The organism is Clostridia bacterium (assembly GCA_017410375.1).
Taxonomy (GTDB): Bacteria; Bacillota; Clostridia; order RGIG6154; family RGIG6154; genus RGIG6154.
This window is the reverse complement of sequence record JAFQQW010000024.1, coordinates 45,607-69,641: the sequence shown is the minus strand read 5'-3', so window position 1 is coordinate 69,641 and position 24,035 is coordinate 45,607. Positions and strand designations below refer to the sequence as shown.

The 24,035-nt window shown below is 39.9% G+C and carries 20 protein-coding genes; 17 read left to right on the top strand and 3 right to left on the bottom strand.

Annotated elements, in window-relative coordinates; genetic code table 11:
* Positions 1 to 259 precede the first annotated feature (259 nt).
* On the top strand, positions 260 to 1,114 hold the full coding sequence (locus IJE10_03980) for an AraC family transcriptional regulator (GenBank protein ID MBQ2967266.1): 855 nt from the start codon (positions 260 to 262) through the stop codon (positions 1,112 to 1,114).
* Between the two features lie 103 nt (positions 1,115 to 1,217).
* On the opposite strand, the gene IJE10_03975 is transcribed toward IJE10_03980, so the two are convergent.
* Both IJE10_03975 and IJE10_03970 read right to left on the bottom strand, forming a co-directional pair.
* A complete protein-coding gene (locus IJE10_03975; protein ID MBQ2967265.1) occupies positions 1,218 to 3,194 on the bottom strand; it encodes a pyruvate formate-lyase in 1,977 nt (658 codons plus the stop codon).
* Positions 3,195 to 3,207: 13 nt separating this feature from the next.
* Positions 3,208 to 4,053, bottom strand: a complete 846-nt coding sequence (locus IJE10_03970) for a glycyl-radical enzyme activating protein (protein MBQ2967264.1) — start codon at positions 4,051 to 4,053, stop codon at positions 3,208 to 3,210.
* Between the two features lie 96 nt (positions 4,054 to 4,149).
* On the opposite strand from IJE10_03970, the gene IJE10_03965 reads away from it, so the two are divergent.
* Positions 4,150 to 4,920, top strand: a complete 771-nt coding sequence (locus tag IJE10_03965; protein ID MBQ2967263.1) for an AraC family transcriptional regulator — start codon at positions 4,150 to 4,152, stop codon at positions 4,918 to 4,920.
* 309 nt (positions 4,921 to 5,229) lie between these two features.
* On the top strand, positions 5,230 to 6,036 hold the full coding sequence (locus IJE10_03960; GenBank protein MBQ2967262.1) for a sugar phosphate isomerase/epimerase: 807 nt from the start codon (positions 5,230 to 5,232) through the stop codon (positions 6,034 to 6,036).
* A gap of 15 nt (positions 6,037 to 6,051) precedes the next feature.
* On the opposite strand, the gene IJE10_03955 is transcribed toward IJE10_03960, so the two are convergent.
* Positions 6,052 to 6,912 carry a helix-turn-helix domain-containing protein gene (locus IJE10_03955; protein ID MBQ2967261.1) on the bottom strand — a complete coding sequence of 287 codons (861 nt, stop codon included), beginning with the start codon at positions 6,910 to 6,912 and terminating at the stop codon, positions 6,052 to 6,054.
* A gap of 188 nt (positions 6,913 to 7,100) precedes the next feature.
* On the opposite strand from IJE10_03955, the gene IJE10_03950 reads away from it, so the two are divergent.
* The 14 genes from IJE10_03950 (at position 7,101) to IJE10_03885 (ending at position 24,029) form a co-directional block, all read left to right on the top strand.
* Positions 7,101 to 10,304 (top strand): family 16 glycosylhydrolase, encoded by a 3,204-nt coding sequence (locus IJE10_03950; GenBank protein ID MBQ2967260.1) that lies wholly within the window; start codon positions 7,101 to 7,103, stop codon positions 10,302 to 10,304.
* A gap of 109 nt (positions 10,305 to 10,413) precedes the next feature.
* Positions 10,414 to 11,202: an electron transfer flavoprotein subunit beta/FixA family protein gene (locus IJE10_03945; protein ID MBQ2967259.1), complete on the top strand. Its 789-nt coding sequence runs from the start codon at positions 10,414 to 10,416 to the stop codon at positions 11,200 to 11,202.
* Positions 11,203 to 11,214: 12 nt separating this feature from the next.
* Positions 11,215 to 12,411, top strand: coding sequence for an electron transfer flavoprotein subunit alpha/FixB family protein (locus IJE10_03940; protein MBQ2967258.1), 1,197 nt, complete (start codon positions 11,215 to 11,217; stop codon positions 12,409 to 12,411).
* Positions 12,404 to 13,798 (top strand): FAD-binding oxidoreductase, encoded by a 1,395-nt coding sequence (locus tag IJE10_03935; protein MBQ2967257.1) that lies wholly within the window; start codon positions 12,404 to 12,406, stop codon positions 13,796 to 13,798. The genes IJE10_03940 and IJE10_03935 overlap by 8 nt, the downstream gene beginning before the upstream one ends.
* A 20-nt stretch (positions 13,799 to 13,818) precedes the next feature.
* Complete coding sequence (locus tag IJE10_03930) at positions 13,819 to 14,670, top strand: hypothetical protein (GenBank protein ID MBQ2967256.1); 852 nt, start codon at positions 13,819 to 13,821, stop codon at positions 14,668 to 14,670.
* Between the two features lie 11 nt (positions 14,671 to 14,681).
* Positions 14,682 to 15,980, top strand: a complete 1,299-nt coding sequence (locus IJE10_03925; protein MBQ2967255.1) for an amidohydrolase — start codon at positions 14,682 to 14,684, stop codon at positions 15,978 to 15,980.
* Positions 15,977 to 16,840, top strand: coding sequence for a 4-(cytidine 5'-diphospho)-2-C-methyl-D-erythritol kinase (locus IJE10_03920; GenBank protein MBQ2967254.1), 864 nt, complete (start codon positions 15,977 to 15,979; stop codon positions 16,838 to 16,840). The genes IJE10_03925 and IJE10_03920 overlap by 4 nt, the downstream gene beginning before the upstream one ends.
* Before the next feature lie 57 nt (positions 16,841 to 16,897).
* Positions 16,898 to 17,476 carry a stage II sporulation protein R gene (locus tag IJE10_03915; GenBank protein MBQ2967253.1) on the top strand — a complete coding sequence of 193 codons (579 nt, stop codon included), beginning with the start codon at positions 16,898 to 16,900 and terminating at the stop codon, positions 17,474 to 17,476.
* A 63-nt stretch (positions 17,477 to 17,539) separates the two neighbouring features.
* Positions 17,540 to 18,565, top strand: a complete 1,026-nt coding sequence (spoIVB, locus tag IJE10_03910) for a SpoIVB peptidase (protein ID MBQ2967252.1) — start codon at positions 17,540 to 17,542, stop codon at positions 18,563 to 18,565.
* Positions 18,566 to 18,670: 105 nt separating this feature from the next.
* Complete coding sequence (locus tag IJE10_03905; GenBank protein ID MBQ2967251.1) at positions 18,671 to 19,453, top strand: IclR family transcriptional regulator; 783 nt, start codon at positions 18,671 to 18,673, stop codon at positions 19,451 to 19,453.
* A complete protein-coding gene (locus tag IJE10_03900; protein MBQ2967250.1) occupies positions 19,446 to 21,389 on the top strand; it encodes a hypothetical protein in 1,944 nt (647 codons plus the stop codon). Before IJE10_03905 ends, IJE10_03900 begins: the two co-directional genes overlap by 8 nt.
* Positions 21,390 to 21,412: 23 nt before the next feature.
* Positions 21,413 to 23,455 carry a DUF3029 family protein gene (locus IJE10_03895; GenBank protein MBQ2967249.1) on the top strand — a complete coding sequence of 681 codons (2,043 nt, stop codon included), beginning with the start codon at positions 21,413 to 21,415 and terminating at the stop codon, positions 23,453 to 23,455.
* Positions 23,442 to 23,645, top strand: coding sequence for a 4Fe-4S cluster-binding domain-containing protein (locus tag IJE10_03890; GenBank protein ID MBQ2967248.1), 204 nt, complete (start codon positions 23,442 to 23,444; stop codon positions 23,643 to 23,645). Before IJE10_03895 ends, IJE10_03890 begins: the two co-directional genes overlap by 14 nt.
* An 18-nt stretch (positions 23,646 to 23,663) precedes the next feature.
* Positions 23,664 to 24,029 (top strand): hypothetical protein, encoded by a 366-nt coding sequence (locus IJE10_03885; protein MBQ2967247.1) that lies wholly within the window; start codon positions 23,664 to 23,666, stop codon positions 24,027 to 24,029.
* Positions 24,030 to 24,035: the final 6 nt, after the last annotated feature.

The window sequence follows — 24,035 nt, the reverse complement described above, 5'->3', positions numbered from 1 at the left end:
AAATTCTCCGTTGTAAACTGCAAGCTCACAGTTTTCGTAAAATCTTCTTATTCCAAGGGATTTTCTGTAAAAAAAGCTTCTGTACGGTTCTTCGTACATCCCTGCACCGCCGTACTCTCCAATGTTTTTAAATTTATCCGATATCATAATATCATCTCCCTTTCTTAGACCATATAATACACTAAAAAAGCTGATTTGTCTATTGACAAATTAATTCATAATATGGTAAAATCATAACTAATAAGAAAGGGGATTGCGTATGCGATATGAGATTTTTTCCGACAGCAGTATTTCTCCGCTTAAAATAAATACCATAGGCTTCAGCAGAGATGCTGAAGTTACAAAATTTGGTCCCGGGAAAAGAAATTTATATATCATACACTATGTAACCAAAGGAAAAGGATATTTTAACGGCGTATCTGTAAATGAAGGTCAAGGTTTTTTTATTTATCCGGGACAAGATGAAGAATACTACGCAGACCCGTGTGATCCTTGGGAGTTTTTATGGGTTATATCTTCTGATAATGCAATGAAAGAAATTTTCGACAGATACTATACTGATAATGATGCTTATGTATTCGACTTTGATTCCGTTACGGAAGTAAGAAAAATTGCGAATGAAATTATGGCTAAAAACGGTGATATATTAGACTCATTAAAAATGTTGGAAATGTACTTACATATATTAAACAGCCATACCTATACAAAAATATCAACACGATGCAAGACAAATTGCGAAACGTATTTGGAATTTTGTGTTGACTATATCGAAACAAATATACATAAGAAAATTACAGTAGAGGAACTTTTGGATTTAGTGGGCGTTAGTCAACCTTACTTATACAAAATTTTCAAAAACAAATTCAATATGTCGATAAAAGAATATATTACATGCTATAAGATAAATCGTGCTAAAAAATTATTAGTTGAAACAAATATGTTGATAACCGAAATTGCAAATTCCGTTGGATATAGTGATGTTCTTTCATTTTCTAAGGCCTTTTCCTCAAAGGAAAAAGTGTCTCCGCAAAAATATCGTTTGCTCACAAGAAAAAACACTGTGATTTTGTCCGGTACTGTAACAAGCAAGGAAGATGTGTACCATCTTCCGTAAATTCAGGTTAATCCTGATACCTTATACAACAAAACCCGAAACAAAAAAATTGTTTCGGGTTTTAAAGTGTCCGTAAGAACACTCTGCGTATGGCGGTTCTTCTTTATGAAATGTATTCGGTTCTGCGGATGATATGATTCTGGTATCCTACGTCCAATTCATTGAAATATCCGCTCCAACCCCAGACACGAACAATTAAATTCGGGTAATTTTCGGGGTGTTTTTGCGCGTCTAAAAGGCGTTCACGGTTAATAGAATTGAGTTGTAGTTGGTGTCCGCCAAGCAGAACAAAGTTCTTGACCAGCATTGCTGTTTTTTCAATACCGATGTCATTTCGTAAAACGGTGTCGTGGATTTCTAATGTTAACGGTCCGCCGTTTATAATTTTTGTCATGTCGTACTTGGTGAAAGACTGAATAACCGACAATAGTCCGTTGGTTTTGATGTCAAGAGATGGTGAAAAGCTTGAAGAATAAGGCTCGCCTTGCTTTCTGCCGTCTGCGGTGGCAGGACATTTTTCACCTTTCCATAGATATTCCATGGCACTTCCGGTGCCGGCTCTCCAGATACCGCTGTGCTCATTATCGCGACCGTGCAGATTGTCGGAAAACGTCTGCATAAGTGCACAGGCAATATCATCTGCAAAATCGTCATTGTTACCCATTTTCGGACTTTCCCGAAGCAAATGCCGAAGTGCATCAAAGCCCTCAAAGTTTGCAGATAATGCATCCAAAAGCTCCTGCTTAGTCATATTTTTTTCATCATAAATATTCTTTTTGATTGCAGAGAGCGCATCTGTCGCGTTGGAAATGCCTGCACCGTGACAGCCTTTGTTGCGGTATTTACCGCACACACGCATATCTTGCAGGTGTTTTGCCGGACCGTCCATGAAAAAGGACATAACGGGAGAAGAAAGATAGGTGATGGTTTTGCCGAATTCTACAATATTGTCACATTCTTTGGCAATGGCGGTCTTTACACAATCCATCAGTGCTTCAAAGGTTTCACAGCATAGAAGATTTTCAGTAATTGCTTTTGCGGTTATATGCGGAAAATCCATGGTTGCTGCATTGGGATGATCTACACCACAGCCCGAAACAATGTATTCCCAGCAAGCCGCAACACCGTAATTCAAAGCGTCCTCGGGGGCATAGCCTAAAGCAATCAGACCCGGTACTACCACGTCATCGTTGCAATACTGTGGGAATCCTAAGCCTTGCTTTGTAAGCTTTGTACCAAAAATATACAAATCGTCAGGTGTGTTTTTACCAACACGCAGATTGATTTTCGGGTCAATTAAATTTAACTCTAAGGAAGCCTGCATACACATCCTAGAAAGGGCATTATACATGCTGTTCCCGTCTTTATCAAAACCACCCAGCACCATGCTCTGACCGTTGTCACCCTGTTGTACACCGGCATACAGGTCGGTGTCCTTGTTTATGGAAATGAAGAACGATTCTAAAAGTTCAAACAACTCTTCGTCCGAAACGCCTTTTTCTTTGTCCATTTTGAAATAGGGGAACATATATTGGTCAAAACGTCCCAATGCCTGATGCGTTCCACCACTTAAACGCCAGAAGAAAATGGAGATTTTCATCATGAGCAATGCTTCGTAAAAGCATTTTGCACCCTGGCGCGGAATGCGGGTCAGTGCATCTGCAAGACGGGCATTGCCTTTTTCTTGTGCCAAAAGTCTGTGTTTTTCGCATACAGAAAACACAATGTCGGTAAACGCAAGCATTGCATTGCCGAATTCGATTTTTTGGGGGTCGTTTGTTTCAGACATGCTTTTCTTGATTTGCGCAATTTCTGCATCAAAACCGCCTTCTAAAATGCGTGCGTAGTCTGCGATGATATTTCCTTCTACATAGTTCATCAACAGGTTACATCCGCGGTTAAAGCCAAAGTCATCAATCGCATCTATATATGGGGTTTCAACCGATACGGCGAAGCGCAGGTTTTCTATTGCCTGTGTCGCTGTTTTTTCTTCCGGTAGTTCTTTTTTTATAATGGTGCGATTTTGCTTGTAGGCACCGCTCTTTAAAGCGTTAAGCATTGCTTGAATTTTAGGTGTCATATATAGTTCTCCTTTACAAAACTTTTACTTTTATATGATACTGTTCGAAAATTTCGGTCCGGACAGAAACGTCAACCGTTTCGTCAAAGGTAGGGCGGTAGTCACGACCCACCATTTTGTATTTACCGCCCGCCATTTTGTTATAGGGCAGAAGCTCGGCATAGGAAACACCGTTTTCTTGCATAAGCTTACAAAGCCGTGTGATGTTTTCTTCTGTGTCGGTTACGGTTGGAATAAGCGGAATGCGTACTACAAAATCCTTTCCGCTTTGACAAAGCAATTTGAAATTTGGTAATATTTTTTTGTTACTTACGCCTGTGTGGCGAATATGCTCGTTTTCGTCTGCAATTTTCAAATCAAACAAAAAGTAATCGGCAAGCAAAAGGGCTTTTTGAAAAGTATCCGTACTACAGTAGCCGGAAGTTTGTATTGCAGTATGCAGCTTGCCTTTTAAGAGAGAAAGACATTCAAATAAAAAATCCTTCTGTGCAAAGGGTTCGCCACCCGAGAAAGTGATGCCTCCGCCATTTTTTAAGATACGCTCGTTTTTTAAAAGCTTTTGACAAAGCGCGCCGCTGTCATAAATCTCTCCGCATACACGAAGTAGATGCATGGGACAGTTTTGGATGCTTTCTTCTGTGTAAACAATTTGATTGTTTTCGATTTTCCCAAAGCGAAGGCAGTTTCCGCATTCTGTGCAGCCGTTCGGACTCCGTACAATTTCGGGTTGCGCTTTTTGTCCCTCAGGATTGTGGCACCAACTGCATGTAAGCGGACAACCTTTCAAAAAAACAGAAGTGCGTATGCCCGGTCCGTCGTAGACCGAGAATTCTTCAATGGAAAACACTGTGCCGTTCATAGCATCCCTCCTATCTTTTTTATATCAAAAAATGATTGACAACGCAAGAAAGATATTATACAATTATAGACAGAAGTTAAGATTGGAGATGCGCGCATGTTACATCAGACACATAATTCACAAGGGAATTTTAATTATAATGCTTTTATATATGACTCAATTGTTTGGGAAAGCCATTTTCACGGAAATTTCGAGCTGATTTATACCCTGGAGGGACAGACGGAAGTTGCGGTGAATGAAAGACGGACCGTGTTGCAAAAAGGGGAGCTGATTTTAATTCCGCCCTATACTGTACATGCATTGACGACAAGAACAGGCAACAAAACCTGGGTGGGTGTATTTTCGGAGGATTATGTGGAGTATTTTAAGGCAAAGAACGGACAAAACCGCTATCTGCAGTTTACCTGCGAGAAGCATGTGGAGGAATTTCTTAAAACGGCTCTTTTTTTTGAAGGCGAGCCTGAAAGATATGCGCTGATTGCGTGCTTAAATCTTGTGTGCAGTCAATGTGTGCAAAGAGCAGATCTGGACGCAGAGCATATAAAAAGCTCTTTTGTGGAAGAGGTTGTTTCGTATGTGTCTGAACATTTGGAGCACGATATCACCTTAAAAGGGCTGGCAAGAGAGCTTGGTTATGAGTATCATTATTTTTCTGCTTTGTTTCATCGGAATTTTGCCATGCATTTCAAAAATTTTATTCATCTGTTCCGGCACGAAAAGGCGTGTCGTATGCTTCAGGAGGAGAAAGAGGATATAACATGCATCGCAGGTCTTTGCGGATTTGGAAGCGTACGCAATTTTAACCGCGTATTTAAAGCTTTAAGCGGTATGACACCGCTTGAATACCGAAGAGAAATAAAAAAATAAGAGTGTCTTATGACACTCTTATTTTTTATATTTTATAGGCTTTTTCAGTCGGAATAGCGAAGATGATTCCGTTTGCAGATGAATATGAATTAAAACATATTATATTTTATCATTTCTGAAGAAAAGTGTCAAGGAAAAGAACCCGGAATTTCCCTTGCTTTAAACAGGAAAGCAAAAAAAGAAACAGTCTGAATCAGCATGCAGCAAATTATCCAAATTTAAAGAAATGGTGTCCGAATTTATATATACATTTTTGTTGTATCAGTTTAAAATAAAGATAAATTCTATTATTATGTAAGGAGAAAAAAGATGAAAACAAGTGTAAGTTTATGGTCATACCAGAAATATTTGTTTGCAGGAAAAATGACTGTTGTGGAAGCTATCGAAAAAATAAAGGAAGCGGGAGCGGATGCGGTAGAGCTTTTAGACTGCTTTGGTATGAATTTTCCGCAGGTCAGAAACAAGCTGAAGCAATTGGGACTTAAAGTTTCTTCTTTTTCGGTTTCCAACAACTTCTTCTGTGAAAAAGAGCAGCTTGATGATGAAATTGCGCTGGTAAAATTCGGCATCGATGCGGCAAATTATTTCGGTGCAAAATCAGTGCGCGTGTTTATCGGTTATGATAATCCGAATCACACCATGGAGGAACTGATGGCACAGGCAATCGGTGCTTTTAAATCTCTTGCACCTTATGCGGAAGCAAACGGCATTGCTATGAGCCTTGAAAATCACGGTCTTGCGGCAGGTAAATCCTATCAGGTGCAGGCAATCTTGGATGCTGTAAATTCCCCGTGCATGCTCTCAAACGCAGACACCGGCAATTTCTTCCTGGTTGACGAAAATCCCGTGGATGCAATCGGAAATTTAAAAGGTAGAATCGGTCTGGTGCACTTAAAAGATGTTGTGGAAGTCGCAGAGCACATGCAGTTTGATTCCATTGCAGGTAAGCATTTTAAGGGTACCGTAATCGGCAAAGGTCAGGTGGATTTGCCTGCTATTGCAAAGATTTTAAAGGACAGCAATTATGACGGTTATCTTTCTGTAGAATATGAAGGTCTTGAAGAAGATATTTTAGGTTCTGTAGATGAAAGCGTAAAATATTCCAAAGCATTATAAAAAACAAAAAGCAACTTATAACGAGTTGCTTTTGTTTTGTTTTCGCCATTCTTTGGGTGTCATACCCACCACTTTTGTAAAGCATCTGGTAAAATAAGCAGGGTCGTAAAAGCCTACAGAGGCACCGATTTGTGCAATGTCCGTTTTGGTGGACTTTAAAAGCTGTTTGGCATTTTCAATACGCAGATGATTGATGTATTCCGGCAGACTCATGCCGGTTTCTTTTTTAAATGTCCGCGCGATATATGAGCGACTGTAAAAATATTTTTTGCTTAAAATTTCTGTGGTGATTTTTTTTGTGTAAAAGCGGTTGCAGTAGGATAAAACGGAGGCGAAAGAGTTCTGCTTTACGGCTGGTATGCTTTCGGTGGTTACGGCTGTAACCAGTTTGATCATGGAAAGCAACGGGATGATTAAAGTGTCAATCTCTTCTTTGGGAGGAATTTCTGTTTTTAAAGTGGTACTGTACTCGGAAAGCTCTTTTGTGTTCAGCTTGTTTTCTTTACATATCTTTTTCAGATATGTATCGAAATTTATTGCTCTGTATTCGCCCACACTTAATATTGCAACATGCTTCCCGTTGTATTTTATTGGGTACACATACTCAAATATGCCTGCGTGACACACTCCGGAAAAAGCACCATGCTCCGCACATTTTTTTAAGGCTTTTTCCTGACATTTCAGACACTTTGCGTGTAAACCACAGGCTTGTTTTAAATAGGTACAATAAGGATTGAAATGTACTTGCGGTATAGGTAAAGGGGCAAGGACAGCTTTTGCTTGTCTGTCCGAGTGGAAAAAGTGAACTGTAATGGACAAGTTTGCTTTGGTTTTTAAATAATCACAGTAGCTTTTAATGGCTTGAATACTTTCCAAAATTATCGCTCCTTTATAAGTGTTTTCCTTAAGTTAAGTTTAGCATGCTTGAAAAAAACTGTCAATATAATTATTGCACAAATTTGCTAAAGTGCCACATTTTACAATTTTTAAAATAAATTATCCTATACGTTTTTTGGTTGTTTGTGTTACAATATAACCAAGAACAGCAAATGGAGGATAAAACGATGAAAAAAACAATATGCTTACTTCTTGTGTTTTGCATGCTGTGCGGAAGTGTTTCGGTGCTTGCGGCATCGGCTGCAACAGAATATGCTTATTCTGTTGAAACAGTATCGGGAGAAATTATTATTCCGGTCAGTGAAACCACAGGCGAGTGGAAGGAATCCGGCGCGGTAAAAAATTATGATGGCGGACAGCATATTTATTCCGGCAACAAAGGGGATACCGCGACTTATTTGATTCAAGATATTAAAGCAGGTAACTATCGTGTATTCTACTGGCTTATGCCACATGTGAAAGAGTGTAAAAAATTCACGGTAGACATCAGTCACAACGGAAAAGTGTCTGCAGTAGAATTGAGTGCAAAGCTTGCCGAAGGTGAAACGGCAGGACCCGGCTGGGTAGACTGCGGTGTGTTTGATTTTGCAGGGTCCGGCGCTGAAAAGGCATCTACAACCCATCCCGGCGGGATTATGCGTGCAGGTGCCATTAAGCTTGTGCCCACCAATGATGCGGTAAGCGATGTACCGGCAGCACCTGAAAAGGAAGATGAAAAAATCGAACCCCCTGTAATCGAAGAGACAAAACCTGCGCTTTCGGAAGGTCTTACAACAGAAATCTTTGCAAATGAAACGGTTATCCCGTATACCGAAACTACCGGTGAATGGAAAAAATCCAGTGCAGTTCCGGGTTATGACGGTAATGGTCACATATATTCCGAAGGGGAAGGCAAAACCATGACCTTTAAAGTACCTTCTGTTAAGGAAGGCAATTACGAAGTGTATTTCTGGGTAATGGCACATACTAAAAATATAAGCAACATCGACCTTACGGTAAAACACAATGGTAAAACAGATGCTTTAACCTTAAAGCAGAGATATGGCACAAACACAGAAGCAGGCTGGAGTCTGATGGGTGTTTATGATTTTAAAGGTGATGGCAATGAATCGGTTATTCTTACCAATAATGTCGGTATTGTCCGCGGTAGCGCCATTAAAATCGTACCTACCGAGAAAGCTGCAGGCGAGGTGCAGGAGGTTGTGAAAACTGAGGATGTTCCGGTAGACCCGAGAACACCTGTTAAGCCGTATGTGGCAGATGGTGCAAGGGAGGATAGCTTAAAGCAGATAGCCGGTGCACCCAATGACAAGTACACCCTTTTGTTTGCAGACGAATTTGATGCACCCATTGACCAGGACATCTGGCATTACCGTCTGGATGAAAAGAGTGGGGGCAAGAATTTAGCGGCAAACGTTTATACCCATGACGGCAGAATGTATCATGATATTGAATATAAAAATATAAACGGTACCGAAACCATAACCGGTGGTGGTATCATTTCCAATAAACTGTTTGGTTACGGCTACTATGAATTTAAAGGAAGTATGATGAATGTGACCGGCGGTGTACACTCTGCATTCTGGTTACATGGTGGAAGTGCGAGTGAATACACAAAGGATTTCCGTAAAATTCATACCCAGGAAATTGATTTTGAATTCAACTCCGACCGTCCGTATGTGGCATGTAACTACTACTGTCCAATCGGTGCAAAGCTGGGCTTTTATAATCAGATTATGGAAGGCTTTGATACAAGTGTAGAGCATATCTATGCTTTTGAATGGTTGCCTAATCGCCTGAATTTTTATGTAGATGGCGAACTGGTATGGAGTAAAGACGGTGAAGAAGCACAGCTTCATTATGCGCAGCAGTTCCTGTGGATTACATCCCTTGCCTGGGAAACCGGTGATACAAAGGCGGACAAAGCATTGTTACCTCAAGTGAATTCCTTTGATTATGTGCGTTACTATGCAATGCCTTTAAAGGATATTAACCTGCTTGGCGCAAGTGAATTTGAGTACAATCAGAATCCCGAATTCGGTACAACTCCGGTTGCTTTGCAAACACCCCTTGCCTGGGGCGAAACCGGAAGTATCGATGCAAGCTTACTGGAAAGAAATGACGAATATGCGGTAGGCGGCAACCATGTACTGGCACATCGTTCCGAAGAGGACTACAAGGTAACCACCTATCAGAGACTTTATCATATTCCCAATGCTACATATAACTTTGAGGCATATGTAATGTCCTCCGGCGATCAGAACGAATCCAAAGTGGTAATCTCCGGCTTTGACGGAGACAGGACTATGGAAGTGGCTATTCCGCAGACAGACAAGATGACCAAAATTGAACTGCCCGGCGTTGTGGTAAAAGACAATCATGTAAAAATTGAAATTATTTCGGACGCAAAAGCAGGACAGTGGATGCTGATGGATAACCCGAGCTTCTATGCAACAAGTGGCGAAGTGGTGGAAAAACATATTCCGTATACCACCAAATTCAAAAATGTATCCTTGGGTGAAATGTATGTGCAGACCATTCACGACGCAGGCTTTACATCTGAGGGAAAATGGAATAACAGCTCTCTTGCGGGCTATCTGAACAGTAAAACCTGTTATTCCTATGAGGAAGACGGTCCGGCATCTGCATCCTTTGAAATTGAGGTGCCTGCAGACGGCACATATCATATCCGCTTCTTTAAACTGATACACGATAATACCGGCAAAAACTGCCATGTATATTATAGTGTAAACGGCGAAAAGAAGGGCGAAACCGGCATAGATTTAACAACCGGAGATGCAGGCTGGATGATTTTAGGCGAAGAAGCTTTGAAAGCAGGCGACAAGGTTACAGTTACCATTGACAAAGAGTATGGCGGTCTGCTTCGTGCTTCTGCGGCGGCAATTTCGTCTGTGGATATGTTAAACATCGAGGAGGTGCTCATTTTAGAACTGAATGACCGCTATGTATGGACTTTCGGCGAAAAGCTTTCGGTGGATGCAAACAACCCGGATGTACGCCCCAAAACCGTAAATGACAGAACCATGGTGCCTGTTCGGTTTATCGCAGAATCCTTAGGTGCAACGGTTTCCTATATTGATGCTACCGAAGAAATTGTGATTGAATTAAGCGGAAACAAGGTGGTGTTGAAGGTCAACAGTGACAAGATGTATGTAAACGGCAACGAAGTACAATTGGACGCACCGGCATATGTGGAAAATGACAGAACTTTAGTACCTGTCCGTGCCATTTCCGAGGGCTTGGGTAAGGTTGTAACCTGGGTGCCCGACAGATTTGTAATCATCGGTGATAAAGCTTATGCTTCGGATGAAGCAATGTTTAAACAAATCGAAAAGTTCGATAGACAATAAAATATACAAAAAAACGCGGCAATTTTGTCGCGTTTTTGTATTGTTTTTATTTTTCAGTTGTGGTATACTGTAAATTAGAAAGATAGGCAAAACAAACAGGAGGGGTAAAATGAATATTCTGGTATGCATCAAGCAGGTGCCCGGCTCATCGAATGTTGAGGTTGATCCGGTGACCGGCGTTTTGAAAAGAGACGGTGTACAAAGCAAAATGAATCCGTATGATTTATATGCAATTGAGCTTGCATTAACACTCACACAAAAATATGGCGGAACGGTGGAAACCATTACCATGGGACCGCCACAGGCAAAGACTGTGATTGTAGAATCCATTTGCATGGGTGCTAAGTGTGGTACGGTTTTGAGCGACCGCAAATTTGCAGGCGCAGATGTACTTGCTACAGCATACACCATTTCGCAGGGAATCCGTAAGGCTGGAAAGTTTGATTTGATTCTTTGCGGCAAGCAGACCACCGACGGTGATACCGCACAGGTTGGTGCAGAAGTAGCTGAATTTTTGCACATTCCGAATGTTGCAAATGTGTTGTCTATTGAAAAAATTGAAAACAATGAAATCACCTTATCCGCATCGCTGGACGAGAAAAATGTGCAGATGGCCGTTCAAATGCCTTGCCTGCTGTCTGTTGACGGCGATATCAATTCGCCGCGCCTGCCGTCCTATAAAGTAAAGCAAACCGTAACCGATGATATGGTTCGATTTATTTCTTTTGACGATTTTGAAGACAAAAATCCGGACAACTACGGACTTTCTGGTTCTGCAACCCAGGTAGAACGTATTTTCCCACCTGAGAAAAATACGGAAAAATGTGCGTTTACCGGCTCAGCAGAAGAACAGACCGAGGCGCTGTTTTCACTGATTCGCGGACGAAAGCTGATATAGGAGGCGAGAAAAATGGGAAAACTGATTATCAATCAAAATATGGTTACCGGAGAAAACGCACAAGCACTTTGCGCGTTATGTCCCTTCTCGGCGATTTCCTATACAGATGGAAAATTAGACATTTCCTCTGCATGCAAAATGTGCAAAATGTGTGTTAAAAAAGGAAACGGCGTTATTGAATATGTTGAAGAAGTAAAAGCTTCGGTAGACAAATCCTTATGGCGCGGTATTTTGGTTTATGTAGACCATTGCGGAGATAAGATTCACCGCGTTACATACGAGCTTTGCGGAAAAGCGAAAGAACTTGCGACTGTTACGGGGCATCCGGTGTATGCACTTGTAATCGGCAACAATTTAGGAAACAGTATTCAAAAGCTTTTACACTACGGTGTAGACAAGGTGTTTGTTTATGACAACCCGGCTTTTGAAGATTTTAAAATTGAACCGTACACTGCGGCTTTTTGTGATTTTATTGAAAAAATCAAACCGTCCTCGGTGCTTGTGGGTGCAACCAATTTAGGCAGACAGCTAGCGCCAAGAGTAGCCGCAAGATGCAGAGCAGGTCTTACTGCCGACTGCACCGTGCTTGAAATGAAAGAAAATACCGATCTTGTACAAATCCGCCCGGCGTTTGGCGGTAACATCATGGCGCAAATTATTTCGCCTGACACAAGACCGCAGTTCTGTACAGCCCGTTATAAAGTATTTTCCGAGCCTGAACCGTCACAAAACGCAACGGGTGAAATTGTTAAAATGGAAATTGCATCCGAAAAACTGATCTCTGCAATCAAAGTTCTATCTTCCGAAAACAAGCCCACCGACATTGATATTTCCGAAGCGGATGTGGTGGTTGCAATCGGCAGAGGTGCATCGGGTGAAGGCATGCGCAAAATGGCAGAAGAGCTTGCCTCTTTGCTTGGTGGTGTAGTTGCCTGCAGCAGACCGTTGGTTGAAAGCAATATCTTTGATGCAAAGCACCAGATTGGGTTATCGGGCAGAACGGTAAATGCTAAATTTATTATTTGTCTTGGTATTTCGGGTGCGGTACAGTTTGCTGCAGGTATGAAATCCTCAGAATGTATTGTTGCGATTAACAGCGATAAATCCGCCCCGATATTTGACGTGGCACACTATGCAATTGTGGGGGATGTAAACGAAATCGTACCGCAATTGATTGCAAAGATTAAGGAGGTGCAGGGAAATGTATAATAAGGTCACGACCGAAGATATTCAAAAGCTTAGTGCTGTTTTAGGTACAGAAAATGTGCTTTACGGAGATGCTATCAGTCCCGACTATGCTCATGATGAATTGGGTAGTATTGAAAAAATGCCCGAAGTGTTGGTTCGTGTGCATTCTACCGAAGAGATTTCCGCTGTTATGAAGCTCGCCTTTGAAAGAAGCATTCCTGTAACGGTGCGTGGAAGCGGTACCGGTCTTGTAGGGGCAGCAGTGCCTGTGGAAGGCGGAATTTTGCTGGAAACCACACAGATGAATAAAATTTTGGAGTTAGATACCGAAAACATGACTGTTACCGTACAGCCCGGTGTGCTTTTAATGGAGCTTGCGGCTTTTGCAGAGGAAAATGATTTTCTATATCCGCCTGATCCGGGTGAGAAATCTGCTACCATCGGTGGAAACATCTCCACGAATGCAGGCGGGATGCGTGCGGTAAAATACGGAGTTACTCGTGATTACGTGCGCACATTGACAGTTGTTATGCCCAACGGTGAAATTGTTGTTTTGGGCGGTAAGGTTGCCAAAAACAGCTCTGGCTACAGCTTAAAGGATTTGGTAATCGGCTCGGAGGGTACCCTTTGCATTATCGCAGAAGCGGTATTAAAGCTTGTGCCGTTGCCAAAGGTTTCGGTAAGTCTTTTGGTTCCGTTCCCGGATATGAAAAGTGCCATTGAAGCGGTCCCGAAAATTATCCGCACCAAGGTAACACCCACAGCAATTGAATACATGTCCCGCGACACCATTTTATTTTCCGAAAGCTATCTGGGTAAAAAATTTCCTGATACAAAAAATGATGCCTATATCTTGCTGACCTTTGACGGCAATACCGATGAGCAGGTGGAAGCAGACATGAAATGCGTTGCGGATTTGTGTCTGGAAATCGGTGCACTGGATGTGTACATTGTAGATACCGAAGAGCGGAAAAAAGCTGTTTGGTCGGCGCGCGGTGCTTTCTTGGAAGCAATTAAAGCATCTACCACCGAAATGGACGAATGCGATGTAGTTGTCCCCGTAAATAAAGTGGATGAATTTATTAAATTTACCCACAAGCTTGCAGAAGAATTGAATGTCCGTATCCCGAGCTTTGGTCATGCAGGCGACGGAAATTTACATATCTATATCTGCCGCGATGCTTTGGAGCAGTCGGATTGGGAAAAGGTGCTTACCGTTGCGTTTGACCGTATGTATGAAAAGGCAAAAGAACTTGGAGGATTGGTTTCCGGCGAGCATGGTATCGGCTATGCTAAAAAAGAATACCTGAAAGATTTGTACGGCAACACACCGATTGCATTGATGCAGGGCATTAAAAAGGTGTTTGATGAAAAGAATATATTAAATCCGGGCAAGATTACTTGCTGAATCTAAGGAAGGAATACAAAATGAAAATTACAAAACTTGTGCAGGTGGAAAAAGGCCGTCAGGACGGCGTATTTTATAATGGTTTTTTGTTTGACTTTTTTGCAAGCAGTCGTTGTGTAGTATATGATGCAACAAATCTTTCAGACGGCAAAATTGAAAAAGTTTCCGAATTTTTCCTGGACAGATGTGATGAAATCAAGCCGCACAACAACGCGGTAATGTTTAGTAATACATATTTTGAAGATGGAGACGAATTTCCGCTCCTTTACACCAATATGTATAATAATTGTCGGGATGAGGCAGACCGTATGGAAGGTGTTTGTCTTGTGTACCGTCTGCAAAGGGACGGCAACGAATTTAAAACCACACTTGTGCAGAAAATAAGAGTGGGGTTTGTGACCGACACAGAACTTTGGATGACCGAAAAGGACCTTCGACCTTACGGGAACTTTGTAATAGATACCGAAAAGAATATTTTGCACGCGTTTGTAATGCGTGACCAAACAAGAACAACCCGCTATTTTTCATTCCGACTTCCTGCTGTGACTGACGGTGCAACAGACGAAAAATTAAACATTCCCGAAGTGGTTTTAACTAAAGAAGATATTTTGGATTATTTTGACTGTCCATATCATCAGTTTATTCAGGGTGCAACCTGCCACAAGGGGTTGATTTATTCTACAGAGGGTTTTGAAAGTAACAAGGAAAGAATACCTGCAATCCGCGTGATTGATCCCGGCAAAAAAGAGCAGATTTTATATGTGAATTTGCTGGAGATGGGGTATATCTACGAGCCGGAAATGATTGATTTTATAGGTGATGATTGCCATTACGGCGACGGTGCGGGCAATATATTTTTGCTTGAATTTTAAAGGAGCGTTTTATGTTATTCAAAAACATTACCATCATAGATGATGCGTTAAACGGAAAAGAAAATATGTATGTGGGTGTGCAAAATGAAAAAATCACCTATATCGGGGAAAGTATGCCCCAAAACGCATCTGATTTCGGCAGAGTGTACGACGGAAAGAATAAGCTTTTGATGAATGGCTTGTTCAACGGGCACGGACATTCGCCTATGACCCTCTTGCGCGGATATGCCGAGGATATGAATTTGCAGGAATGGCTTAATAACCATATTTTTCCCTTTGAAGGCAAGTTGACCGATAATGACTGTTACTGGGGCACTGTTTTGGCAGATGCGGAAATGATGCGTACAGGTACTGTTTCGGTAACAGATATGTACGGGCACATGAATGCCGTACTGTCTGCCCATTTGGATACGGGTTTTAAAGTGAATCTTTCCAACGGCTTAATGGCATTTGATGATACACCCTTTGAGAAAAACCGCAATCATCTGGAAGAGATGGAAATGTCTGAAAAGTTTAACGGTGCAAACGGTGGCAGAATTCAGGTGGAAAAAAGTGTACACGCGGTGTATACCAGCAACCAAAATATTGTAAAAGCCGTTGCGGAATTTGCCAAAGAAAACAACTGTTCGGTGCATATTCATTTAAGTGAAACCAAAACGGAAGTGGATGAATGTGTGGCAAAATACGGTGTGTCTCCCGTTCGTTATTTTTATGAAGCGGGCATGTTTGAAAATCATACCGTTGCGGCACATTGTGTATGGCTGTCAGAGGAGGATATGGATATCTTATCTTCCTGTGGTGTATTTGCGGCACACAATCCCGTAAGCAATTTAAAACTTGCAAGCGGTGTTGCTGACATTCCCAAAATGCAGGAAAAAGGTATACGCATTACTTTAGGTACAGACGGTTGTTCTTCCAATAATAATTTAGATATGTTTGAAGAAATCAAGCTCTGTGCTATTTTGAATAAAGGCGTCAGATACAATCCCACCGTAACCCCTGCCAAAGAAGTTTTGAAATATGCAACCTTAAACGGTGCACTTGCACAAAAACGTACCGATTGCGGTGCTTTAAAGGTGGGTAACAAAGCTGACCTGATTGTTCTTGATTTAAGTACACCTTCTATGCAACCGGTACATGATGTTTTAAACAATGTGGTGTATGCCGGAAGCGGAAAAGATGTAATCTTAACCATGATAGACGGTGCAGTTGTTTATGAAAACGGTGAATATAAAACATTGGATATAGAAAAGGCTGTTTACGAAGTTACAAAATCCAAAAACCGCATTTTAAGGGAGTTGAAAGCATGAAAAGCATGACGGTGCGCACATATCCGAAAATCAATTTGACGTTAGATGTTCTGGGTGTGCGCGAGGACGGATATCATGAAGTGGAAATGATTATGCAGACGGTTTCTTTGTTTGATGAGGTTACCGTTACCATAACGGATGACCATGATGAAATTCGTTTGACATCGGATAAATTTTATGTGCCTTGCGATAACCGGAATACCGCCTATAAGGCAGCACAGTGCTTTTTTGAGGCGTTTCCCCGTAAAAAGTGTGGGGTAGAGATTCATATCAAAAAAAATCTGCCGGTGGCAGCAGGAATAGCAGGTGGAAGCTGTAACGCAGCAGGTGTTTTGAAAGCACTGAACAAGCTTACCGAAACCAATGTGGGCAAAAGAAAACTGATGGCAATCGGTGAAAAAATCGGTGCAGATGTGCCGTACTGTATTTTAGGTGGCACTGCGGTTGCGAGAGGCATTGGCTGTGATTTGGAACGCATTGCAAACCTGCCACGCATGATTCTTGTGCTGGCAAAGCCGAATTTCAGTGTAAGCACGCCTGAGGTGTACAGGGAAATTGATGCTATGGAAATTATAGAGCATCCGGACACGAGCGGGATGATTTCCGCTATTGAAAACGAAGATATTCCGTGCATTGCATCTAAACTTTCTAACGTTCTGGAGTTGGTTACGGCAAACAAGCATCCCATCATTAATGAAATCAAAGGTATCATGAAAGAGTGCGGTGCTATTAACGCGGTTATGAGCGGAAGCGGTCCGACCGTTTTTGGTATTTTTGAAAATATGAAGGACGCGTATAAAGCCAGAAATGCTTTGCGTAAAATTGTCCGCTATGCAGAAGTGACCAAAACGAGATTTTAAAAATACAATAGTATAAAAGTAAAAAATAACGGCAATCCTACTTTCTGAGGTGATAAAATGAAGAAAGTCCGGGTTGCTGTTTTTATTTTGGTTATTTTTTTGAGTGTTATGCATTTAGAAACCGTGCACGGCGGTCTGAAGGATTCTATAGTGCGTCTGCATATAATCGCAAACAGCGATTCTAAAGAAGATCAGGCACAAAAATTACAAATTCGTGATTTTGTTTTGAAAAATTATGGGGAAGTGTTGTCGGCAGAAAACAGAACAGAAGCGTTAGAAGAAGTGTTTCGGAATATTCCCCAAATTGAATCAGACATCAGACATACCTTTAAAACGGATGTTAAAGCCGAACTTTGTGAAGAAAACTTCCCGACAAAGGAATATGACGGTATTACTTTTCCTGCAGGTGAGTATGTTGCGTTAAAAATAAAAATCGGAAACGCAAAAGGACAAAACTGGTGGTGTGTGATGTATCCGCCTCTTTGTTTTTCTGATTTAAGCACCGAAACCAATCGGGATAAAATGAAAAAAGTGCTATCTAAAGAAGAATACGAACTGGTTACATCCGATTCTTCAAAAGTAGTTTATAAGTTTAAAAGCGTTGAGCTTTGGAATAAATTCAAAAAACTGTTTTAAGGCGTAAAAAATTTCAGCATTTTTTGTGCGCCTCTGCTTAAGATAATAGCGTGAGGTGGGAAAATGAAAAAACAGTCGGTTAAAATTTTTACTTGCGCTGTTCTTGCTGCAGCAGTTGCCCGCCTCTTTGTAGTTTCGGCTGCTGAGCAGGTCTCGTCAGTCGAAAACAAAACGGTTGTTTTAGGCGGGCAGGTAATTGGTGTAAAGCTGTATACAAAAGGCATACATGTGCTGAAATTGTCTGACGTTGAAACCACGGACGGTAAAAAAGAACCTGCTAAAAAAGCAGGTCTTAAGGTTGGGGACTATATCACGCATGTGGACGGTAAGTATATTACAGCCTATGAACAGTTTGCAGATTGCCTGCAGGGCAAAACAGAAGTGATGCTTTCGGTCAGTCGGGGCAAGGAATCCTTAAATATCCGATTAGAACCTGCTGTAGGAAAAGACGGTATTTACAGAGCAGGTATATGGGTTAGAGATTCCATTGCAGGACTCGGTACAGTAACATGCTTTGATCCTGCAACCAATCATGCCGTAGCCTTGGGACACGGCATTACAGACACAGAAACAGGACTTATGCTTATACCTGCAAGGGGGCGCGCATATAAAGCATACGTTACATCTGTGGATAAAGGTAAAAACGGCAAAGCCGGGGCTTTAAACGGCAGTTTTGCAGACGAAAACGGCTATCTCGGTGAAATGCTTTCCAACAGCAAAACAGGGGCTTATTTTGAGTTTTTACGTTTTGAGGGCTTGGAAATTCCCGTTGCCACACACCAAGAGGTGCAGGAAGGGGAGGCGGTTATCTATTCCACCGTCTCAGGCGATGAAGTAAAGCCTTACACCGTAAATATCAAAAAAGTCATCAAAAGCAGTCTCTATACCACAAAAGGTATGATTTTAGAGGTCACAGACCCGTCGCTTTTAAAACAGACCGGCGGTATCGTTTGTGGTATGTCGGGTTCGCCTTTAGTTCAAAACGGCAAACTGATAGGTGCAGTTACTCACGTTTTTGTCAACGACCCGACCAAGGGATATGGGATATTTATTGAGAATATGTTAACTGAAGCAGAGAAAAACAAATAAGATAAATGCTCACTTGTTTTATATAAGTGAGCATTTTTGTTGACATATATATCTTTATGTGATATACTTATAATTGTAGAATAAATATATTACGAGGTGATAAAGTTGTCTAAAGCTCCTGCTGTAGATTACGCTTTGGAAATAATAGAATTTTTCTCAAAGAAAAACCATGAAATCGGTATTGCTGATATTAGCAATGCTCTTAATATAAATAAAAATGCTGTTTCAAGGGTGTTGGAAGCTTTGCTCGAGAAAAATTGGATTTATATGAGTGATAATACTCAAAAAAAATACAGATTAACGCTCCGTCCCTTTTCACTTATATCAGGTTATGTTAATAATAACAGCATTGCAAAAATTGCAACTCCTTACATAGAACAGTTAAATAATGAGCTTGGTGATTCTGTCTATCTTGGGGTTAAAAACGAAAGAAACGTCCTTTATCTTTTACATTATGATTCCACAAAGGAAGTCAGAATTAATGGGTGTATAGGTGGAGAATACCCACTTAACTGTTCTGCCCCCGGTAAAATCCTTCTAAGCTATTCCGATACAGATGAGATAAAGAATTACTTTAATATTCCGGTTGACAAAAGAACAACAAATACCATTACGGATTTTGATAGTTTTATTATTGAAGCTGATAAGATAAAAAAAGCAGGTTTTGCTATTGATAATGAAGAGTTTGCCAAAGGCATAATTTGTATTGCAGTACCTGTTTTTGATTACGCAGGAAATGTAGTAGCAACTATTGGTATTTCAAGCCTGACGCTTTATGATGGTATCGACTCTTTAATCCGGGAAAAATTTAAGCATTTAAAAAATATTGCTGATGAAGTTTCGGCAAATTTAGGAAATTCAGAAAAGGCAGGTGCTATTTGTGAATAAATTGGATTTTTTAAAAAATCAACATTTGTGTATGTTTGATCAAAAAAGAATGTTACACAAGGAGTTAGTCTGCAATCTTTATAAGGAATATATCTCTGATAAAGAAATTGATAAGGAAAACAAGTGGAGTTTATATAGTAATTTTTATCTTTATTTTGCAAAATCTTTTCCGGCTGAAATATACGAAAAAGAATGTATCGTTGGGACAAACTGGCATTGGAGGTGGCAGTCAAATATACCAAATACTGTCACCCCCCGAAATGCAGGACATTTTATAGCTGATTTTCAAGATTTTTTAAAAAAGGGCATCAAAGGAAAATTGAAAGAAGTTTGTACAAGTACAGATAAACGTAGCATAAAAACAACATTAAATGCTTTTGCGGAATACATAAAATCATACGCAAAAATCGCAAGGCAATCCGCCGAATCATCACAGTGTGATGACAAAGAAAGACTTTTAACCATTGCAAGCGATTGTGAATATATATCAGAAAATCCACCTGTAAGCTTTCGCCAGGCTTTGCAATTCGTTTGGTTTATTCAGTGTTTTCTGGAAACAGAAGCAGGCAGTGCAGCAATATCATTTGGCAGAATGGATTCTTACCTGCATTCGTATTATAAAAGAGACATAGAGAATTCTATTCTCACTCCTGAAGAAGCAAAAGAACTTATAATGGCATTTTATATAAAAGTTTCTGAGGGTGATGAATCAACCATGTTGACCGTAGGCGGTAATATTGAAAACGAATTGACTGCATTATTTATAGAGGCACAGACTCAAATTTATATGCGTCAGCCTTCCATTGCCTTAAGGGTGTCAAAAACAACAAGTACCGATATTATTGATAAAGCGACCGAGCTTGTTTTAAAAGGCGGAGGTATGCCGGCGTATTTTAACGATGCTGTTATCATTGAAGGATTGAAAATGTTGGGGGTTGATGATGAAACAGCAACAAATTACGGAATTGTAGGTTGTTATGAAGCAACTCCACAAGGTGTATTTTCCAACACAGTTGCAACTGCATTTAACTTGTATGATTCATTCAATAAGTTTTTGGAGGAAAAAAGTATTTACTCTTCATTCAAAGACTTTCTTGATTCGTTCAAAAACTATTTTACAGATTATTATGCAAACACTTTGCTGCCCAAATTTAAGAATACTGCAAATTATGATATGAATAGAGTATCTCCGTTTGCAAGTTGTGTGTTAAACCGTGAAAAATATTTATTTGGAATAAATATTTTAGGAATCGGTATCCTGATTGACAGTCTATACACCATAAAAAAGCTTGTGTTTGATGAGGATTATACAACTATTCATTATCTTATCGAACAAGCCGAAAAAAATTTTGAAGATGATTCTTTATATAACAGAATAGTGGGCTTGGAAAATCACTACGGTTCTAACAGTGATGAGAGCAATTTACTGACAAAGGATATCTCTGAATTTATTGGAAATGTAATTCAAAAGCATCCCTTGGGCGATAATATTGTTTCTTTGCCGGCATTATTTTGGTTTACTGCTGATATATGGCAGAGAGATTACTGCGGAACAATTAACGGAAGAAAAAAGGGAGAACTGTTGTCATATGGTATTATGCCATGTGCTACACCTCACACCGATACTTTAACAGAGGTTTTGTTATCGTGTGCAAATGTAGCTGTACAATATTTTCCTAATGGGTGTCCCGTTATGATTAGCTTGAATAAAAAAGAAGTTGAAAAAGAAAATATACTTGCTACATTGATTAAAACATTTTTTAAAGCAGGAGGGTATCATATTGCAATAAATACAGTAAATTCACACTTACTGAAAAAAGCGAAAGAAAATCCGTCGGAGCATAAAGAACTTTTAGTCAAAATCAGCGGTTACAGTACGCAGTTTACAAGGCTTGACGAAACAATACAAGATGCTGTAATCGAACGGGTGAACTGAGAAACGAAAGGAATGATTTAATATTGAGTTTATGTGATTATTCTATATACAATTATGTAACAAACCAACACTATGACTATTTAAACAATTTATCACCCGTAAAAAGAGCATCTGAAATATTCAGACTGGAAACAGAAAATCTGTCTTTCGAGCTGACGGATGATGATGAGATTTTCGGGTGGTTTAAATTCAATAACACTAACAATTACGAAAACAAACAGTTTTCTGACAGCATACTAAATGAAGATGTCAAAAAAATTATTGACGCTCCCAGGCTCTACGGAAGCTCAACTAATGTAGATAAAGGTCATACTCTTGTGGATTATGAATACATTCTTAACAACGGACTTTCGGCATATCAGGAAAAAATAGAGAATGAGTTGAAAAATTCACCCGATAATGAATATCTTTCAGCAATGAATGATGTTTTGAAATCTACAAAATTATTTGTGGAAAAAATGATATTTGTGGCAGAGAAAAATGAAAATTTAAAAAACGCAAGCATCATAAAAAATGCTCTTTTGCAGGTTCCCTTTTATCCTGCTCGTAATTTCAGAGAAGCAATTCAATCAATATGGATCATACACTTTTTGCTACCACTTGCTGAAAATGCATGGTACAGTATTTCGCTGGGAAAATTTGACCAATATGTATATCCGTACTATATAAAATCCATGTCAAATGGAATGACAAAAAAAGAGGCACAGCAAATACTTTATAACTTTTATCAGCTCCTGAACAACTATGCAGACGGTGCCTGCCTTTTGAATGTCGGTGCTGAATATAACGAACTTTCTGAACTTATCATAGAGTGTCAGAAAGAATTTTCGATGCCGGGACCTATTCTTGGTGCAAAGATATCAGAGAACATTTCTGAAAACATTTGGAATATGCTTATTGACGAAAAGCTGTTTTCCATGGGACAACCCACATTTTATGGTGTGAATTCCTGCATAAATGCTCTTGAAGAAAAAGGAATATCGCATGATATAGCAAAAGAATTTTCAAATAACAGCTGTATGGGAATAAGCTTGGCCGGAGAAGAGTTTAACAGTATGTGGGGGTGCGTATTTTCTGTTTCTGCAGTTTTGGAGGCAACGGTCAATTGCGGAAAAATTGTACATAAAGATTTTACTGTACCCGGTATTTCCAACATTAAAAATATAGATGAGTTATATGCATTCTTTGAGAAATCAACAAAATACTTGTTTGATATTTGTGTGAAATCATATGAAGCTAAAGCATCGTTTAGCGAAAAAACAGACCCTGATCCATTTGTGTCCATTCTAACAAAAGGATGTATAGAAAAGCATTGCGATAGAGTATTCGGAGCAAAATATCATAATGTAACTGTTGAGTGTATGGGCATGATAAATGTTTCCGATGGTATTTGTGCTATTGACAAGTTGGTGTTTCAGGAGAAAAAATATACACTGTCTGAATTATGCGAAGCTATTAAAAATAATTTTAACGGATATGAAAATATAAGAGAAGATATACTTAAATGCCCCAAATTCGGTCAGAATTCAGAAGCGGATTTGTATGCGGTAAAAATTGCGGAAATACTTCAGAAAGTAATCAGAAGCAAAAATCACGACAACATAGTATTTTGTCCGTCATTGCATACACTTGATGCAAATGTTAGTTACGGGAATTGTTGGGGTGCAGGCTTTGACGGTAGACTTTCCGGTACACCTTTTGCCAAAAACGCAGGTGCATCAAACAGTGTAAGAAAAAAAGAGCCTACCTCTTTGATTTTGTCGGCATCCAAACTTCCTCAGCACACATTTTACGGCGGTCAGCCTCTGGATATAAATTTCAGCACAAGTATGGTAAAAAACAATAAAAAAGAAATTGCTGAACTTATAAAGGTTTACCTTTTTAATGGGGGATTGCAAATGCAGGTAAATTCACTAAATTCAAAGATGTTAAAAGACGCTGTTAAAAACCCACAGAACCACGAAAATCTCATTGTCCGTATCGGTGGATATAGTAATTATTTCAACAGATTTTCAGAAAAAACAAAGCAGGAATTTATAGAAAGAGTAGAATATGAAGAATCATAATTCAGGAGAAATATTCAATATTCAGAAATTTTGCGTAAATGACGGACCGGGCATACGTACAACCGTGCTTTTTAAAGGGTGTCCTCTGCGTTGTGAATGGTGTCATAATCCCGAAAGTCAAGCAAAAGAACACAATCTGCATACTGCTATAGAAACCTGTGGCTTTGCCGATAGCGATAAAATAAAATAAATTGCAGAATACACCGATTTGTTTCTGTTTGATTTTAAGGAAAGTAATCCAAAGTTACATAAATCTTATACCGGAGCAAATAATATACTGATACAGAAAAACTTATCTTTACTAAATGAGTTGAAAAAAGATATAATTCTTCGCTGTCCTGTAATTCCGTGGTATAATGACAGAAAAGAAAACTATGACAAAATATGTGAACTAGCAAATACTCTTACATCAATTATCGGAATAGAAATAGAGTCTTATCACGCTTTTGGCGAAAATAAGTACTTGGCATTAGGAAAACAACCGCTTGAAATTCCAATGCAAACAGATGGACAAATCAATGAAATAATTGATTATATTGCCTCAAAAACAAGTACATCTGTAACCAAGGCATAAAATTTG